Below are 17,603 nucleotides of genomic sequence, written 5' to 3' on the forward strand. Positions count from 1 at the left end.
CCCCGAGCGCCGCCGAAGTGACTGCGAGGTCTCCACAGTCGCGCGGTGATTCTGCCAACTCGGCAGGACATTTGGGGAGATAGCGCGAAGTTTTTTTCTCAGCCCGTATGCCGCCGGGCTGGCTCGCGTGTCCAGGAGCAGTCGGGCGCCACCTCCCGGCGCGTACTGCACGCTCGACGTCCGGAGCACTGGGGACCCGCCGATAGACTTGCGCGGGTGAGTCTGCATCTGTTCGACACCGCCACCCGTGAGCTGCGCGAGTTCGTCCCGCGCGAGAGCGGCCAGGTCGGGATGTACATCTGTGGGCTCACCACGCAGGGTGCTCCGCACATCGGGCACATCCGCTTCGCCGTGGCCTTCGACGTCCTCCGGCGCTGGCTGGAGACGGGCCACGACTACCGGGTCACGCTGATCCGCAATGTCACCGACATCGACGACAAGGTGCTGCGCAAGGCGGCCGAGGCCGGCGAGGACTGGTTCGCCCTCACCTACCGCAACGAGCGCCTGACGACCGAGGCCCTCGACGCGCTGGGGGTCAAGCCCGCGACCTACGAGCCGCGGGCGACGGGTCACGTGCCCGACATGATCACCCTCATGGAGACGCTCGTCGACAAGGGCCACGCCTACCCGGCGCCGGACGGCTCCGGGGACGTCTACTTCGACGTGCGGTCCTGGCCGGAGTACGGCTCGCTGTCCAACCAGTCCCTCGACGACATGGTGGCCGCCGAGGACGCCGACCCGCGAGGCAAGCGGGACCCGCGCGACTTCGCCCTCTGGAAGGGACGCAAGTCCGACGAGCCGCTCAACGCATCGTGGCCGACTCCGTTCGGGGTCGGTCGCCCCGGGTGGCACCTCGAGTGCTCCGCCATGGCCCGGCGCTGGCTCGGCGACGAGTTCGACATCCACGGTGGCGGCATCGACCTGCGCTTCCCGCATCACGAGAACGAGCAGGCGCAGTCGCGGGCCGCGGGGCTGGGTTTCGCTCGCTACTGGCTGCACAACGCGTGGGTCACCGTCAAGGGCGAGAAGATGGGCAAGTCGCTCGGCAACGCCCTCGAGGTGCGACGACTCCTCGAGGCGACGCGGCCGATCGTGTTGCGCTACTACCTCACCGCGGCCCACTACCGGTCGACGATCGAGTACCACCCCGGATCCCTCGACGAGGCGGCCGCCGCAGTGGATCGGATCGAGGGCTTCCTCGAGCGGGCGGCGCGACGCGGCGAGATCGCCGTACCCGCTGACGGGCAGGCGGCGAGAGCCCTCATGCCGACGGAGTTCGTCGAGTCGATGGACGATGATCTCGGCGTGCCCGGGGCGCTCGCCGTCATCCACGAGACCGTCCGGGCCGGCAACGTCGCGCTCGACGAGGGGGATGACGAGGCGGCGCTCGCGGCAGCCGCCCGGGTCGTCGCCATGAGCGAGGTGCTCGGCGTGAACCCCCTCGCGCCGCAGTGGTCTGCGAGGGGCGACACGTCATCGCCGGCCGCCGAGACGGCGCTCGACTCGCTGGTGCAGGCACGGCTCGAGGAGCGGCAGTCGGCGCGTCAGGAACGAGACTTCGAGCGGGCCGACGCGATCCGGGACGAGCTCGCGGCTGTCGGCATCGCGATCACCGACACCCAGTCGGGCGCCGAGTGGTCGCTCGTCCGGACGGGCGGCTCGGTCTCACCGACCGGCGCAACAGGCGAGGAGGCCTGACATGGCAGGCAACTCACAGCGCCGAGGCGCGGTGCGCAAGGGCGGCAAGAAGGCCACCGTCGGGTCGGGTGGGCAGCGACGTCGTGGACTCGAGGGCAAGGGGCCGACCCCCAAGGCGGTCGACCGCGAGTACCATCCGGCCCACAAGCGAGCGAAGTCCACGGCCAAACGAGCGAGCGCGACCGGCACGCACCGGGCGGCTGGAGCGGGTCGTTCCCAGCGGCGCGCCAAGGGCTCGAGCGAGATCGTCGCCGGCCGCAACTCGGTCGTGGAGGCGCTTCGCGCCGGGGTCCCCGTCTCGACAATGTACGTCGCGACCCGGATCGACTCCGATGACCGCGTCCGGGAGGCCCTCAAACTGGCGAGCGAGCGCGGTCTCGCCGTCCTCGAGGCGCCTCGCGGTGAGCTCGACCGGCTCACCGACGGTGCCGTCCACCAGGGCCTGGCCCTGCAGGTGCCGCCGTACGAGTACGCCGACCCGAAGGACCTCATCGATCCCGAGTCGCCCGGCATCCCGCTCGTCGTCGCTCTCGACGGGATCACCGACCCGCGCAACCTCGGGGCGATCGTCCGGTCCATCGCCGCGTTCGGCGGGCACGGGGTCGTCGTCCCCGAGCGTCGGTCAGTGGGAATGACCGCATCGGCGTGGAAGACCTCGGCCGGTGCCGCAGCCCGGATTCCCGTTGCGAAGGCGAGCAACCTGACCCGGACCCTCGAGGACTTCAAGAAGGCGGGCTTCTTCGTCCTCGGCCTCGACATGGACGGCGACGTGGAGCTGCCCGATCTCACTCTTGCGTCCGAGCCGCTCGTCGTGGTGACCGGCTCCGAGGGCAAGGGGCTGTCGCGGCTCGTCCGGGAGACCTGCGACCAGATCGTCGCCATCCCGATGAGCTCGGCGGTGGAGTCGCTCAACGCGGGTCTGGCCACCGGCGTCGCCCTCTACGAGATCGCCCGGCAGCGCCGCGCATGAGCGCGGCGAAGGCCGGCCGGGCGCTGACGGCGGAGACGCTGGGAGCGAGCTCAGCGGCATACCGCATGATGGAAACCGGGGAACCCCGAGAACGGCACGGCAGTTGATCTGTGGGGATGTTACTGTCTCCTACGACGTGTAGTAACAACAGGACGAGGTGACTCGTGGCGAAGAGCAGTCGCGCCGACGTGGCGGCGCGTGCAGCGGAGATGCGGGCCACGCAGGCCCGCAAGGAGCGCCAGCAGAAGCAGATGATCGCGGCCGCCGTGGCGGTGGTGGTGGTCATCATCGCCGTGGCCGTGGGCATCGTGGTGGCCAACAACAACTCTGGTGGTGGTGGACAGCCGGCCGCATCCGACACCGCGTTCGTCCCCAAGCTCACGTCGGTCCCGGCGTCGGCGTTCGACGCGGCCGGTGCGCCCACCGAGGCCAACGCGGTCCCGCAGAAGGTCCAGGGCGGCGAGGTCCTCAAGGTGGACGGCAAGCCGCGGCTGATCTACGTCGGTGCCGAGTTCTGTCCGTACTGCGCCTCGGAGCGCTGGGCCATGGTGGCGGCGCTGTCGCGGTTCGGGACGTTCGAGGGCCTCAAGCCGACCCGATCCGCGGTGAACGACGGCAACATCCCGACCGTCACCTTCACCGACATGAAGTACACCAGCGACTACGTGAAGTTCGACGCCTGGGAGACGAGCGACCGCGAGCACAAGCCGCTCCAGACCCTGCCGGCCGACGTCGAGGCACTCTTCAAGAAGTACAACCCCCAGGGCGGCATCCCGTGGACGTTCTATGGCACGCACGAGATGTCCGGCTCTGGGATCCCCCTCGAGCCGCTGCTCGCCCACACCGGTGACAACGGGTGGAACGAGATCGTCGGCCAGATGCAGACCGGGACCGGCGACGTCGGCAAGTCGATCAACGCGAACGCCAACATGATCTCGGCGCAGGTGTGCGAGCTGACTGGCGGCCAGCCGGCCAACGTCTGCACCAGCCCCGGAGTGACGGCAGCGGCGGCGCTGGTCCAGAAGTGATCTCCCGACCCCGGTGGCTCGCGCCCACCTCACTGGTCCTGTCGATCGTGGGGTTGCTCGTCTCGGCGTACCTGACGTTCGAGCACTACACGGGCAACGAGACGCTCGCCTGCACCGTCACCGAGGTCATCGACTGCAGCAAGGTCACCTCGAGCGCCTGGTCGACGTTCATGGGGGTGCCCGTGGCGCTGCTCGGGTTGCTCTTCTTTGTCGTGCTCACGGTGCTCGTCCTTCCGTCGGTCTGGCGCCGGCCGGAACCGTGGCTGGACTGGGTCCGCATCGGGTGGCTGACCATCGGGCTCGGGATGGCGCTCTACCTCGTCTGGGCCGAGCTGTTCCGGATCCACGCCATCTGCTCGTGGTGCACCGTCGTGCACGTCGTGACCTTCGCGCTGTGGATCATCGTCCTCTTCGGGCAGATCCTGTCGACGCGCGGCGACGAGGTCACCGCCGAGCCGTCCGCTGCCGGCGACGAGGCGGGGAGCCCGGTCACTCGTCCCAGGCGATGACGGGCATCTCGACGGTGTCGACCCCGACGACGGACTTCTCGACCGGCTTGCTCGGCAGCACCGTCGCGACGTAGTCGGCGAGGGCCTCGTCGATGGGGATGTCATGTCCCGCGAGCTCGCTCATGTACCAACGGTGCTCGAGGACCTCGTGGAAGATCTCGGCGGGCTCGAGGCGACCGGTGAGCTCGCGGGGCACCGAGCGGGTGATCGGCTCGTAGATCCTCGTCAGCCAGTCGTGCGCCACGATCTCCTCGTCGTCGCCCTGCCGGTCGGTGGCCGCGGCATAGGCGTCGAGGTCGTTGAGCAGGCGGCGGGCCTGGTTCTCGCCGACGTCGAGACCGGTGAGGCGGAGCAGGCGTCGCGAGTGGTGGCCGGCGTCGACGACCTTCGGGGTGATCTGGATCTGGGTGCCGCCGAGATCCGTCGTCATGGTCAGCTCGTCGACGTCGAAGCCGAGGTCGTTGAGCCGGCGGATACGCTCGTCGACGCGCCAGCGGTCCCCGACCTCGAACCGCTCCGTGCCCGTCAACGCCTCCCACAACGAGTGGTAGCGCTCGATGATCGATGCCGCCACCTCGAAGGGGTCCGCCTGGTCCTCGAGGAACCCGCCGGCGTCGAGGTCCATGAGCTCGCCCGCGATGTTCACCTGCGCGATGTCGAGGTCGTGCTGCCGCTGCCCGTCGCTGAGCTGCGGGTGCAGCTCGCCCGTCTCGGCATCGACGAGGTAGGCGGCGAAGGCACCGGCGTCGCGGCGGAAGAGGGCGTTGGACAGCGACACGTCGCCCCACCAGAAGCCGTCGAGGTGGAGTCGGACCAGGAGCAGGGCCAGGGCGTCCATGAGCCGCACCGCCGTGTCCGGGCGCAGCGACTGGCTGAAGAGCACGCGGTAGGGGAGGGAGAACTGGAGGTGCCGGGTGACGAGGCACGAGTCGAGCGGGCGGCCGTCGGCGCCGGTGCGGCCGTGCACCACCCCGAACGGCTCCACACAGGGCACGCCGAGCCGCCGCAGGTTGCGCAGCATTCCGTACTCCCGGTCGGCCAGCTCCGACTTGATCTCCTTGATGGCCAGGACCTTGGTGCCGAGCCGGACGAACCGCACGACGTGGCGTGAGATGCCCCGTGGGAGCGCCGCCAGCACCGACGCGGGCCAGTCCTCGAGCGGCGTGGACCACGGCAGGTCGAGCAGGGCCGCCTCAGGGCGTGCCGTGGTGATCGCGGGACTCACCGCCCCATCGTGGCATGACCATCCCGTATGCCGCTGGGTCAGCCCTTTCGTCGAGTGTGCAGTACGTGCCCCGACCCAACGTCGAGTGTGCAGTACGTGCCGCCCACCTACGTCGAGTGTGCACTTTGCGTCGGGCTCCGGGCGGCGCCAACTGCACACTCGACGGGAGGGGTGGCGGCGCGAACTGCACATTCGACGGGGAGGGGGTGGCGGCGCCAACTGCACACTCGACGGGAAGCCGGCTCAGCGGCATACGGCACAGGGGAGGGCCCGCGCCACGTCCTGGCGCGGGCCCTCACGCTGCGGTGGGCGACGGTCAGTCGCCGATGCGCTCACCCGAGTCGGCGTTGAAGATGTGGACATGGCCGGTCTTCGGGCGGAGGTGGACGAGCTCGCCCTTCTCCGGAGGACGGCGGCCGTCGACGCGCGCGATGAAGGGCGCCTCAGTCGTCTCCTCGCCCTCGATGTTGACCTGGTGCGCCTTGGCCGAGCCGTAGATGTAGGCGTCGGCGCCGAGCTCCTCGACGACGTCGACCGTGACCGGGATGCCGGCGCTGCCGTCGGCTGCCTCGAGGTCCTCGGGGCGAACGCCGATGGTGACGTGCGATCCGGCATCCTTGAGCAGGTCGCGCTCGACGGGGACGACATGGCCGCCGACGTCCACGCCGCCGTCGACGACGGGGGCGTCCAGCAGGTTCATCGCGGGGGAGCCGATGAAGCCTGCGACGAACACGTTGGCCGGGTGGTCGTACATGCGCCGTGGGCTCTCGACCTGCTGGAGGACGCCGGCGCTCAAGACGGCGACGCGGTCGCCCATGGTCATGGCCTCGACCTGGTCGTGCGTGACGTAGACGGTCGTGACGCCGAGACGGCGCTGCAGCGACGCGATCTGAGTGCGGGTCTGCACGCGCAGCTTGGCGTCGAGGTTCGACAGCGGCTCGTCCATGAGGAAGACCTGCGGGGATCGCACGATGGCGCGGCCCATGGCGACGCGCTGGCGCTGGCCGCCAGAGAGCGCCTTCGGCTTGCGCTCGAGGTACTCGGAGAGGTCGAGGATCTTGGCAGCCTCCTCGACCCGCTTGCGGATCTCGGCCTTGTCGACGCCGGCGATCTTGAGCGCGAAGCCCATGTTGTCGGCGACGGACATGTGCGGGTAGAGGGCGTAGTTCTGGAACACCATCGCGACGTCGCGGTCCTTGGGGGACAGGTTCGTCACGTCGCGGTCGCCGATGAGGATGCGGCCGGCGTTGACCTCCTCGAGTCCGGCGAGCATGCGGAGCGCCGTGGACTTTCCGCAGCCGGAGGGGCCGACGAGGACGAGGAACTCACCGTCCGCGATCTCGATGTTGAGCTTGTCGACCGAGGGCCTCGGGTTGCCCGGATAGGTCTTGGTCGCGTTGTCGAACGTCACTGTTGCCATTGGCGTCTTTGCCTTTCCTTCACCGGCAGGAACGTGCCGGACGATCCGTTGTAAAGGTGCCCTCGGGGTGGGGCTCCTTGATCATGTCGTATGCCGCTGGGCTTGGTCCACAGGACACCCCTTCAGCGCGTGGCCTGGTGCCGTCGATCACCCCTTGGTGCCTCCGGCCGTGAGGCCGGCGACGAGATGCTTCTGCGCGAAGAAGAAGACGATGCCCGCCGGGATGACGATGAGGATGGCGGCCGGGGTCATCAGGTCCCAGAGCGGGAGCGAAGGCGGCCTGGGGACGAACGTCTGCAGGCCGTACGCCAGGGTGAACTTGTCGTTGGTGTTGATGAAGGCGCTGGCATAGGCGACCTCCCCCCAGGCGGTGAGGAACGTGTAGAACATCGTCACGGCCAGGCCGGGGCGGGCGAGCGGCAGCACGACCCGCCAGAAGGTGCCGTAGGGACCCAGCCCGTCGACCGAGGCCGCCTCGTCCAGGTCTCGCGGGATCGTGTCGAAGTAGCCTCGCAGCATCCACGTGCAGAACGGCACGGCGACCGTGCAGTACGCGATGACGAGGGACGCGTGGGTGTTGATCAGGCCGAGCCTCGACATGATCGCGTAGATCGGCACGATGAGGATCGCCACCGGGAACATCTGGGTGATGAGGAAGGTCCACATGAGCGACCGCTTCCCCGGGAAGTTGTAGCGGGAGATCGCGTAGCCGGCAGTTGCGGCCATCGCCACGCCGAAGATCATCGTGAACGTCGCGACGACCACGGAGTTGCGGAACCAGAGGAGGAAGTCGGTGTTGGTGAGCAGGTTGCGGTAGTTGTCCAAGGTGGGCTCGTCGATCAGGGCCAACGAGCCGATCTTGTCCTTCGGCTTGATCGAGGTTAGGGCGATCCACACGACCGGGAAGATGGCGATGAAGGTCGTCAGGAGCAGGGTGGCATGGACGCCGACGCTGGCAAGTGGGGATCGATGTCCACGGGGGCGAGGCTTGCTCATGATCACCAGACCTCTCCCTGCTTGCGCAGGAAATAGCGATAGCCCATGGAGTAGACGATGAGGATGGAGAGGATGAGCACGCCGTAGGTGGCGGCGAGGGAGTAGTCCCTGATGCCCTCGAAGGCGGCCTTGTAGGAGCCCGTCACGAGGATGTCGGTCGTCCCGCCGGGCCCACCTCGACTCACGAGGAAGATGATCGGGAACATGTTGAACGTCCAGATCGTGCCGAGCAGGATGACCGACGCCGAGACCGGTCGCAGGCTCGGCAGCGTGACGTTGCGGAATCGCTGCCACGGCGTCGCCCCGTCCATCTCCGCAGCCTCGTAGAGCTCGCCGGGCACCGACTGCAGGCCGCCGAGGAGTGCGACCATCATGAACGGCACGCCGAGCCAGATGTTGACGATGATGACCGCGGTGAGCGACTTGGCGGTCGTGTCGAAGAAGTCGACGCGCTCCTGGCCGAGGGCGACCAAGATGCCGTTGATGATGCCGTAGTCGCGGTCGTAGATGAACTTCCACGCGAAGGCCGCGACGAAGGCCGGGATCGCCCACGGGATGATGAGCAGCACGCGGTAGAGGCCGCGGCCCTTGATCTCACGGTTGAGCAGCACGGCGAGGCCGAGCCCGATCGTGTAGTGAAAGAAGACGCAGGCCACGGTCCAGATGAGCGTGGTCCGGAAGAGCTGCCAGAAGTTGCCAACCTTGCCGGTCAGCAGGTTCGTGTAGTTCTCCAGTCCGATGAAGCTCCACTTGCTGGGGTTCGGCTGGCAGACCTCGGCACCACCGAGCGTCTTGGTGCACACCTCGGCAGCCTGGTTCGCCTCGTTGAGGTTGGTGAAGGACATGAAGATGCCCTGGACGAGGGGGTAGAACACGAGGACGGCAAGCACGATGACGACGGGCGTCACCATCGCCCACGCGTACCAGTACTTGTCGAAGTTGGCGCGCAGCCGTTGCATTCCTGCTCCTTGGAGGCGGCGAAGCGGTGGGGCGAACGTCGTGCGGTGGCGGCGGAACGGATCGTCCCACCGCCACCACACGGTTCTAGTGAGCGCGGCTCACTGGGTCGCGTAGTCCTTGACGACCTCGGTCTTGTACTTGTTGGCGACCTCGTCGAGCGTGGCCTGGGCGTCTGCACCCTGGACGAGCGCCTTGGTCGCGGCTTCGTCGAGCGGGCCGAACAGCTTGCCGCCCTCAGGGATCCACGCACGCGCGACGGCGACGTCCATCACCGGCTTGAACTCGCTGATGATCGGGTTGGACACCTTGTCGTACGCGGACGCACGGGTCGGCAGGAGGCCCAGCTTGTCGGCCAGCTTCGCCTGGCTCTCAGCGCTCGACATGAACTTGATGAAGGCGATGGCGCCGGCCGCCTTCTCCTGCGGCATGCCGGACCAGACGACGTAGTTGTGACCGCCGACGGGGGCGCCCGCCTTCTTCGAACCGGACGGGACCGGTGCGATGCCGAGGTTCTCGAGGCCGCCGAAGGTCGTGGCGCTCTTGATGTTGTTGACCTCCCACGGGCCGTTGATGATCATCGCGACGTTGCCGGCCTTGAACTCGTTCATCATGCCGGTGTAGGCGTCCGTGGCCGGAGGCTTCGCGAAGCCGGGGGACTTGAGCAGCTCCTGCTCCTTCTCGACGCCAGCGACTGACTCGGGGGCGTTCACGGTGATCTTCTTCGCCTCGGGGTCGATGAGGTCGCCGCCCTCGCCGTAGATGAACGGCAGCATGAAGTAGCCCTGCGGGTTGAGGTAGACGGCGTTCTTGCCGGTCTTCTCCTTGATGGTGGCGGCGGCCGCCTTCAGCTCGTCCCAGGTCTTGGGGGCGGCGCTGATCCCGGCGTCCGTGAGCAGCTTCTTGTTGTACATGAGGGCGAGCGAGTCGGTGACCTGCGGAACGCCATAGGTCTTGCCGTTGTACTTCGTCGAGCTGGACGGGGTCTCCAGGAAGTCCGCGGCGTCCGCGGTCAGCTCCGTGCCGTCGAGCTCGTAGAGGTAGCCGAGCGACGCGAACTCCGGCACCCAGGCGACCTCGGCGCGAAGGATGTCGGGAGCACCCGACTTCGCTGCGGCGGCGGTCTTGAACTTGTTCTGGGCCTCACCGAACGGGACCGACTGGTAGTTGATCTTGACGTTCGGGTAGGTCTTGTTGAACTCAGCGATGAGCTCCTTGAAGGCGGGGCCCTCGTTCGTGGCGTCGGACGTGTCCCACCACGTCAGGTCGGCCTTGATGTCAGCGGGGTTCGCGGTGGGCGCGCTGGTCTGGGCTGCGGGCTCGTTCGTCGTGCCCGAGTCGCTGCCACATGCGGCGAGGGCGAGGCTGATGCCCGCAACGGCCGCGGCGGCCTTGGCGGTGCGACGCATTCTTACTCCTTGGTTGGGTGGAACACCGTGCGAACGGAGTCAAGCACTCCTCTGCAAGACTTTGCAAGAAGTTGGCCGAACTTGCTGAAATCTATGCAAGACTGTTGCCGAAGCGGCAGCGGTCGGCCATTGACTGTGCAGGCTGCGCGTGCAGTGCAGCGACGGAGAAAGGTGGCTGGTGAAGGCAAGACTGAGGGATATCGCCGTCCAGGCCGGTGTTTCCGAGGCGACCGTCTCTCGCGTCCTCAATGGCAAGCCGGGCGTGGCGGAGGGAACCCGCCAGTCCGTGCTCACGGCCCTCGATGTCCTCGGCTATGACCGACCCAGCCGGCTGCGCCGCAAGAGCGCTGGGCTCGTCGGCCTCATCGTGCCCGAGCTGACCAATCCCATCTTCCCGGCCTTCGCGCAGGAGATCGAGAACGCCCTGGCGCAGAACGGCTACACCCCCGTTCTCTGCACCCAGACCGCTGGGGGGGTGCACGAGGACGACTACGTGCAGATGCTCCTCGACCGCGGTGTCGCCGGCATCATCTTCATCTCGGGCCTGCACGCCGACACGAACGCCGACCCCCAGCGCTACACCGCCCTGCGCGAGCGCGGCCTGCCACTCGTCCTCGTCAACGGCTACATCGAGGGCGTCGACGCGCCGTTCATCTCGAACGACGAGGTCGCCTCGATGGGTCTCGCGCTCGACCACCTCGTGAGCCTCGGGCATCGTGAGATCGGCCTGGCGGTCGGCCCGGACCGGTTCGTCCCGGTCATCCGCAAGATCGCCGGCTTCCGCAACTCGATGCAGGCGCTGCTCGGCCGTTCGGACGTCGGCGACCTCATCGAGCGCTCGCTGTTCTCGGTCGAGGGCGGAGCGACCGCTGCTGGCCGGCTCATCGACAAGGGCTGCACAGCCATCGTCTGCGGCTCGGACATGATGGCCCTCGGCGCGATCCGGGAGGCGCGCAAGCGAGGGCTCAACGTGCCGCGGGACATCTCGGTGGTCGGCTACGACGACTCGACGCTCATTGCCTTCACCGACCCGCCGTTGACGACGGTCCGTCAGAGCGTGCCTGCGATGAGTGCGGCCACGGTGCGGGCGCTGCTCGACGAGATCGCCGGCCAGCCGTCACCCCGGGCGGAGTACGTCTTCCGGCCCGAGCTCGTCGTGCGGGGCTCGACGGGCGCCCTCCGCCGCTGACCCAGAGCCACCCCGCCAAGCCCCCAACCCCGCCCAGCCCTCAACCCCGCAACACGCCCGGAAATCTGGAGCTCGAGCCTGAAATTTCCGTGCCGAGTTATGAGGAGCCGGGCGTGTTGCGGGGTCGTCGGTCGGGGGCGGGGCGGGTGGTGCGGCGGATGGCCAGCAGCTGCTCGAGGGCAGCGACGACCGCGGGGATGTCATCGACGCGGTGCCGCGCCGCGGTCGAGCCGGGTCCGACCTTGACCGTCACGTCCTCCGGGCGGGTCATTCGCGCGAACACGTCTTCGTCCGTCACGTCGTCCCCGACGTACACCCGGGCGGTCACGCCGCGGTCTCGCCCGAGGGCCGTGACGGCGGAGCCCTTGTCGGCCGGGGAGACCGACAGCTCGAGGACCGACTTGCCCTTGAGGATCCTGACGCCGGGATGGGCCAGGGCCACCTCGCGCGCGTCCGCGAGGGCCGCAGCGGCGACGTCGCGTGGCAGACCCCGCGTGTGAACGACCACGGCGGCGGTCTTGTGCTCGACCGCGGCCAGCGGATGCCGCTCGGCCACGAGGCGACTGATGTCCGCATCCAGCGCTGCGAGTCGCCTCTCGTCCTCCATGGTCACCGCCGCGGCCTCCATGGCGGACCGCACGGCCGGGCTCGTCGACTCGGCGCCGTGGCTGCCGACGAGCACGATCGGCTCGCCCTCCGTGACGGAGGTCAGGACGGCGAGTGCCTCGAGGTCACGTCCGGACACGATTGCGACGGTCGTTGCAGGCAGGGCGGCGAGCGCCCGCAGCGACTCCATGCCGCCGGGAGCAGGCCGCACGGCCATCGGATCGACGTCAAACGGCGCGAGGACGCCGTCGAAGTCGGTGGCCACGAGCAGCGACTCCGCTGCGGCGGCCCGCCTCAGTGCTGCATCGAGGGTGCTCTCAGAGGTCACTCAGACACGCTCGTGCTGGCGGTGACCGGCTCGCCGTCCGCGGGCCCCGTCGCATTGGGTGCCAGGGGCGCCGATTCCGGTGGCGCGACTGGCGCCGCGGCGGACGGGCCACGGGGGTCGGGCGCTGGGAGGTCAGGTGCCGCGTCCAGCGCGGCGAGGTAGCGGCGCGCCCAGCGCTGGACGTCGTGATCGGCGACCCGGCGACGCAGCGCCCGCATGATCCGCTGCTTGTCGCGGGTCGGCGTGCTGATGGCACGCAGCATCGTCTGCTTCAGACCCTCGATGTCGTGCGGGTTGCACGTGAACGCCTGGTGCAGCTCGTGCCAGGCCCCGGTGAACTCGCTGAGGACGAGCGCACCGCCGAGATCGTGACGACAGGTGACGTACTCCTTGGCGACGAGGTTCATCCCGTCGCGCAGCGGCGTCACGAGCATGACGTCCGCCGCCTGGAAGAGCGCGGCCATCTCCTCGCGCGGATAGGAGTGGTGCAGGTAGTGGACGGCGGGAGCACCGATCTGGCCGAGCTCGCCGTTGATGCGGCCGACCGTCTGCTCCACCTCCTCACGAAGGTAGCGGTAGGCCTCGACGCGCTCGCGGCTCGGGGTCGCGACCTGGACCAGGGTGACGTCGGGCGGGCCGATGTGGCGCTCGTGGAGCAGCTCCTCATAGGCCTTGAGCCGGTGCCGGATGCCCTTGGTGTAGTCGAGCCGGTCGACGCCGAGCATGAGCACCTTCGGATCGCCCAGGCTCTCGCGGATCTCCTTGGCGCGTTCCATGACGTCGGGCCGCTTGGCGAGCGCCTCCAACCCCATGTAGTCGATGGAGATGGGAATGGCGGCGGCGCGGATGCGCCGGCCGGAGCCGTCCGCGAGCGCGACCCGGTCGCCCTTCGTCTTGAGGCCGAGCAGCTGCCGACAGGCGCGCACGAAGTTCCGGGCATCGGACTGTCGTTGGAAGCCGAGGAAGTCGGCGCCCAGGAGCCCCTCGAGGATCCGGGCTCGCCACGGCAGCTGGGCGAACAGCTCCACCGGCGGCCAGGGGATGTGGTTGAACCAGCCGATGCGCACATCGGGGCGCAGCTCCCGGACGAGCGCCGGCACCAGCTGGAGCTGGTAGTCCTGGACCCAGACGCGGGCACCCGGTGCGGCCTCGACCGCGACCGCCTCGGCGAACCGGCGGTTGACCCGCTCATAGGCGGCCCACCACTCGCGATGAAAGGAGGCCGGGACGATGACATCGTGGTAGATGGGCCACAGCGTGTCGTTGCTGAAGCCCTCGTAGAAGTCCCGAATCTCCTCCGCGTTCAGGCCGACCGGGCGCAGGTGCATGCCGTCCTCGTAGAACGGGGCAGGCGCCTCGCCGGCATCTCCGGACCAGCCCACCCAGGCGCCCGGATTGGCGCGCATCACCGACTCCATCGCCGTCACGAGGCCCCCGGGGCTGCGCTGCCAGTCGACGTTCCCGTCCTCGTCGAGCTGCTTGTCGACCGGGAGGCGGTTCGCTACGACGACGAGGTCGAAGGTCTTCCTGGCGCTCGTCATCGAATCATCTCCTCGGGGTGCACGGTCATCGGACAGCCACGAGCAGTGACCTTCACCGAGCGTGCGTTGACGTGTCTCACTCTAGCCAGCGAGGTCTGGCGCCCCGCGGGGTCCCGTTCTAGGGTCAACCCAAGGGAGACCCGGTCAGGCCGCCCGAGCCTCCACCTACCCGGCCGACGAGGAGGGCAAGCGTGAAGATTTCAGACGTTGTGCGGAGAAAAGGGGATGAGGTCGTCACCGTCCGGTCCGACGACACCGTGTCCACCCTCCTCGCAAAGCTTGCCGAGCACGGCATCGGTGCCTGTGTCGTCAGCGCCGACGGGACCCACGTGGACGGGATCGTCAGTGAGCGGGACGTCGTCCGTCACCTCCACTCGTCCGGGCCCGGCATCCTCGAGGGCACGGTGGCGGCGATCATGACGAGTGACGTCACGACCGGCAACGCCCATGACGACATCGCCGACCTGGCCGCCACGATGACCGAGCTGCGCGTGCGCCACGTGCCCATCCTCGACGCGGATGGCAAGCTGGCCGCGATTGTCAGCATCGGCGACATCGTCAAACAGCGCCTGTCCGAGCTCCAGTCGGAGCGCGACCAGCTGAGGGACTACATCGCCCACTGACCTCATCCACTGACATCACAGACTGACGACGGGTCCGCGCGAGGCGGAGCCGCGGAGCCTCGCGGTCAATTACCGTAGGGGGCATGGCTGCGCACGACCGGACCCGCTGGGTGCCTGCACCCTCGCCGGGTGCGCGCCGCGCCGGCGCCGACGGTGCAGGCGCAACGGGCGGTGCGGGGGAGACCGACCAGCCGGGACACGAGCGCATCGGGAGGTACCGCCTCCTCGAGGAGATCGGCGAGGGCGGGATGGGTGTCGTCCACCTGGCCCTCGACCCGCGCGGGCGCGCCGTCGCCATCAAGGTGCTGCGCCCGCACGTCGCTGACGATGAGGAGGCCAGGCTTCGGTTGCGCCGCGAGGTCGACACGCTCTCGCGGGTGCGCGACCATCGGGTGGCGAGCGTCGTCGACGCCGATGTCATGGGCCCCCGTCCCTACATCGTGACGCGGTACGTGGCCGGTCCCGCCCTGGACGACTGGGTCGAGGAGCATGGGCCGCTCGACCCCGACGCCTTGCTGCGCCTCGCGTGCGGCACGGCGGAGGCGATCCGCTCGATCCACGCGAGCGGCGTCGTCCACCGCGACATCAAGCCCGGCAACGTCCTCCTCGAGGACGGCGAGCCGGTCCTCATCGACTTCGGCATCGCCCACATCCAGGACGACGTGCGGCACACGATGGGCGGCCTCGTCATGGGCACGCCGGGCTACCTGTCGCCGGAGCTCGTCGAGGGCGCCCCGATCACGGACGCCACCGACTGGTGGGGCTGGGCGGCGACGATCACCTTCGCGGCGTCGGGCCGGCCGCCCTTCGGCCGGGGCCGGATGGATGTCGTCCTCGCCAAGGTCCGCGCGGGTGAGGTCGACCTCGACGGCGTCGACCCTCGACTCGTCCCCCTGCTCCGGGCTTCCTTGTCTCCCAATCCTGCCCAGCGTCCTCACGCGGACGAGGTGATCGACGCGCTCGCCCGCTTCGCCGCGGGAAGGGCGGCCACCGTGCCCAACCCCCGCGGCGGCCACTGGGATGACCCGCCCCATGCTGTCCAGACACCGGCTGGGTCGACCGAGGTCTTCCAGCCGCGGGGCACGGCGGTCTTCCCGCCGGTGGACGCGGCTCCTCGCCGGGCCGGAGCGGCGCGTCTGGCAGGCGCTGCCGCGACCCCCGGGGCGGCCGCTGCTCCCATGCCTCCTCCGATCGGAGCGCCCGCGGCGGCTCCCGCCCCGGTCGCGCGCGGCCCGCAGACCCCGCCACGCGCCTGGCCGGCGGCTGGTGGGGGAGCGAGCTCAGCGGCATACGGCGACTTCGAAGACGACGATGAACTCAACGTCCCTGTGCGCGAAGGCGATCCACGGATCGGTCTGGCGAAGCGGACCGGCACCCTGTGGGCGGCGGCAACGGCGTGGCTGGGACTGCTCGCGCTGTGGCCCGGCGTCGCCGTCGTCGTCCTGGTCGCCTGGTCGGTCATCGCGCGCGCTGTGGACCGATCCATGACGGGCCTCGTGGTGCGGCGGTACAACTATGGCAGGCGGCCGAGCGATGTCCCGTGGTCGGTGGTCACGAGCCCCTGGCACCTCGGCCTCGGTGCCGTCGCCACGGTCCTCGCCATGATCCTGCCGGTGTCCGTGGCGGTCGCGGGCGTCTTCTCGGGCGCGCTGATGCTCGGCGGGGCCACCGGTGGCGAGCTCGAACCGGGCACGCCAGTCACGCTCGTCCTCGCCGGTACCCTGGCGCTCGCCATGGCGTGGTGGGGGCCGGGTGGCGCGTCCCTGCGTCGCGGGACGCGTTCGATCGTGCGCACCGTGGCGCCCGACGGGCTGCCGGCGCAGATCGTGGCTGCCACGCTCGCGAGCGGCGGCGTGGTGCTCGTCGTCGTGGCTCTGAGCCGCGGCGTGAGCACGTGGGCACCGTTCGGGGGCAGCCCCTTCGGATCATGAAGGGCTGATCTGGGTATAGATCACGTCAAGGAATGGTCAAGACGCGATCACGAAAACGTCTCGGATTTCCTTGTCACTGGCTGCTTCGTCCCGTAGCGTCAACCGACATGGCCTCGGCCATGGCCCCGGCGCCTCCGCGCGCAGCGGTCCGTCGGCACCACATTGGCTCCACACGTTGTGGCGCAAAAGTGAACAAAGCCACCCAATAGCGGTCCCTGATGCGCCGAGCCTCGCGAGCCAGGGAGATCACCCGAATCACCGGGTCCGCGCGAGGACGGGGGACCCACCTTGCCGGCTGACACGCCGGCTTGGGGTGAAGTCGCCGAGAGCGACGGGGCCAACCTGACGGTCCCAACCCGACAGCTAACTCCGCAGGCGCCCGTCAGGAAGGAAACACCCATGCATTACCAGCCGAAGCATGCTGTCGCGAAACGGCCGCATGTCAAACAGCGGATGGCGGGGATCGGCCTTGCCGGCGCCGCCACCGTCCTCGGCGGCATCGCCACCGCCGGCTCGGCCAAGGCCGACGGCTCAGTCTGGGACCGCGTCGCCCAGTGCGAGTCCGGAGGCCGATGGCACATCAACACCGGCAACGGCTTCTACGGCGGCCTGCAGTTCGCCCAAGGCACCTGGGCGGGCTACGGGGGCCGTGCGTATGCGGCGCGGGCTGACCTCGCGAGCCGGTCCCAGCAGATCGCAATCGCACAGCGGGTCCTCGCCGGGCAGGGCCCTGGCGCCTGGCCGGTGTGCTCCGTTCGAGCCGGACTCACGAGGGGCAACGGTGGCGCGTCGAGCGCCCCCGTCCGCGCGAGCCGCAACGGGACCAACTCGACCCCGCAGAAGACGTCGACCAAGAAGTCCTACGCACCGCAGCGGCAGAAGACGGCCCGGCCGGCCCCTGCCCGATCGACCGGAACGGGACCCCGGATCACCGTGCGGGGCGGCGACACCCTGTCCGAGCTCGCGGCCAAGCACGGCGTGCGCGGCGGCTGGCAGGCTCTCTACCGGGCCAACCGCGGAAGGATCGTCAACCCCGACCTCATCTACATCGGCCAGGTCATTCGCCTCCCCTGAGCGTTTGACCGGCCTCCACGGGCCGGACGGTCCCGTGACCACTTCCCCCTGGGTGGTTGCGGGGCCGTCCCTTCTTTTCCCGTATGCCGCTGGGCTCGG

The 17,603-nt window shown here is 69.2% G+C and carries 15 protein-coding genes and 1 riboswitch; of the genes, 8 read left to right on the top strand and 7 right to left on the bottom strand.

What is annotated here, in order from left to right; genetic code table 11:
- The first annotated feature begins 216 nt into the window (after positions 1 to 216).
- The 4 genes from cysS to ABF401_RS10675 all read left to right on the top strand — a co-directional run bounded on the left by cysS (position 217) and on the right by ABF401_RS10675 (position 4,205).
- Positions 217 to 1,698: a cysteine--tRNA ligase gene (gene cysS, locus ABF401_RS10660; protein WP_353509536.1), complete on the top strand. Its 1,482-nt coding sequence runs from the start codon at positions 217 to 219 to the stop codon at positions 1,696 to 1,698.
- A 1-nt stretch (position 1,699) separates the two neighbouring features.
- Positions 1,700 to 2,668, top strand: a complete 969-nt coding sequence (gene rlmB, locus ABF401_RS10665; RefSeq protein ID WP_353509537.1) for a 23S rRNA (guanosine(2251)-2'-O)-methyltransferase RlmB — start codon at positions 1,700 to 1,702, stop codon at positions 2,666 to 2,668.
- 164 nt (positions 2,669 to 2,832) lie between these two features.
- On the top strand, positions 2,833 to 3,696 hold the full coding sequence (locus tag ABF401_RS10670; RefSeq protein WP_353509538.1) for a DUF929 family protein: 864 nt from the start codon (positions 2,833 to 2,835) through the stop codon (positions 3,694 to 3,696).
- Complete coding sequence (locus ABF401_RS10675) at positions 3,693 to 4,205, top strand: vitamin K epoxide reductase family protein (RefSeq protein ID WP_353509539.1); 513 nt, start codon at positions 3,693 to 3,695, stop codon at positions 4,203 to 4,205. Before ABF401_RS10670 ends, ABF401_RS10675 begins: the two co-directional genes overlap by 4 nt.
- Here the strand turns inward: ABF401_RS10675 and ABF401_RS10680 are convergent.
- The 5 genes from ABF401_RS10680 to ABF401_RS10700 all read right to left on the bottom strand — a co-directional run bounded on the left by ABF401_RS10680 (position 4,186) and on the right by ABF401_RS10700 (position 10,212).
- A complete protein-coding gene (locus ABF401_RS10680) occupies positions 4,186 to 5,430 on the bottom strand; it encodes a DUF4032 domain-containing protein (RefSeq protein WP_353509540.1) in 1,245 nt (414 codons plus the stop codon). The two genes, ABF401_RS10675 and ABF401_RS10680, sit on opposite strands and share 20 nt — an antisense overlap.
- A 316-nt stretch (positions 5,431 to 5,746) precedes the next feature.
- Positions 5,747 to 6,850, bottom strand: a complete 1,104-nt coding sequence (locus tag ABF401_RS10685; protein WP_353509541.1) for an ABC transporter ATP-binding protein — start codon at positions 6,848 to 6,850, stop codon at positions 5,747 to 5,749.
- Between the two features lie 147 nt (positions 6,851 to 6,997).
- Positions 6,998 to 7,846 carry a sugar ABC transporter permease gene (locus tag ABF401_RS10690; RefSeq protein WP_353509542.1) on the bottom strand — a complete coding sequence of 283 codons (849 nt, stop codon included), beginning with the start codon at positions 7,844 to 7,846 and terminating at the stop codon, positions 6,998 to 7,000.
- A 2-nt stretch (positions 7,847 to 7,848) separates the two neighbouring features.
- Positions 7,849 to 8,805 carry a carbohydrate ABC transporter permease gene (locus tag ABF401_RS10695; protein ID WP_353509543.1) on the bottom strand — a complete coding sequence of 319 codons (957 nt, stop codon included), beginning with the start codon at positions 8,803 to 8,805 and terminating at the stop codon, positions 7,849 to 7,851.
- Positions 8,806 to 8,904: 99 nt separating this feature from the next.
- Positions 8,905 to 10,212 (bottom strand): extracellular solute-binding protein, encoded by a 1,308-nt coding sequence (locus ABF401_RS10700; protein WP_353509544.1) that lies wholly within the window; start codon positions 10,210 to 10,212, stop codon positions 8,905 to 8,907.
- Positions 10,213 to 10,390: 178 nt separating this feature from the next.
- Here ABF401_RS10700 and ABF401_RS10705 point away from each other — a divergent pair, with 178 nt between their 5' ends.
- Positions 10,391 to 11,401 carry a LacI family DNA-binding transcriptional regulator gene (locus tag ABF401_RS10705; protein ID WP_353509545.1) on the top strand — a complete coding sequence of 337 codons (1,011 nt, stop codon included), beginning with the start codon at positions 10,391 to 10,393 and terminating at the stop codon, positions 11,399 to 11,401.
- Positions 11,402 to 11,498: 97 nt separating this feature from the next.
- Here the strand turns inward: ABF401_RS10705 and otsB are convergent, their stop codons facing one another.
- Both otsB and ABF401_RS10715 read right to left on the bottom strand, forming a co-directional pair.
- The gene (gene otsB / locus ABF401_RS10710) at positions 11,499 to 12,335 is read right to left on the bottom strand and encodes a trehalose-phosphatase (RefSeq protein ID WP_353509546.1); all 837 of its coding nucleotides are present in this window, start codon (positions 12,333 to 12,335) and stop codon (positions 11,499 to 11,501) included.
- A complete protein-coding gene (locus ABF401_RS10715) occupies positions 12,332 to 13,876 on the bottom strand; it encodes an alpha,alpha-trehalose-phosphate synthase (UDP-forming) (RefSeq protein WP_353509547.1) in 1,545 nt (514 codons plus the stop codon). Before ABF401_RS10715 ends, otsB begins: the two co-directional genes overlap by 4 nt.
- A 191-nt stretch (positions 13,877 to 14,067) precedes the next feature.
- Between ABF401_RS10715 and ABF401_RS10720 the strand changes: the two genes are divergently transcribed.
- From ABF401_RS10720 to ABF401_RS10730, 3 genes are all read left to right on the top strand, one after another.
- Positions 14,068 to 14,499: a CBS domain-containing protein gene (locus tag ABF401_RS10720; RefSeq protein WP_353509548.1), complete on the top strand. Its 432-nt coding sequence runs from the start codon at positions 14,068 to 14,070 to the stop codon at positions 14,497 to 14,499.
- Positions 14,500 to 14,582: 83 nt separating this feature from the next.
- Positions 14,583 to 16,430, top strand: a complete 1,848-nt coding sequence (locus ABF401_RS10725) for a protein kinase domain-containing protein (RefSeq protein WP_353509549.1) — start codon at positions 14,583 to 14,585, stop codon at positions 16,428 to 16,430.
- 246 nt (positions 16,431 to 16,676) lie between these two features.
- Positions 16,677 to 16,824: riboswitch (cyclic di-AMP (ydaO/yuaA leader) on the top strand.
- A gap of 5 nt (positions 16,825 to 16,829) precedes the next feature.
- Entirely contained in the window at positions 16,830 to 17,504 is a 675-nt protein-coding gene (locus ABF401_RS10730) for a transglycosylase family protein (RefSeq protein ID WP_353509550.1), read from the top strand.
- Positions 17,505 to 17,603 lie beyond the last annotated feature (99 nt).

It is taken from the genome of Intrasporangium sp. (assembly GCF_040414665.1).
GTDB lineage: Bacteria > Actinomycetota > Actinomycetes > Actinomycetales > Dermatophilaceae > Intrasporangium.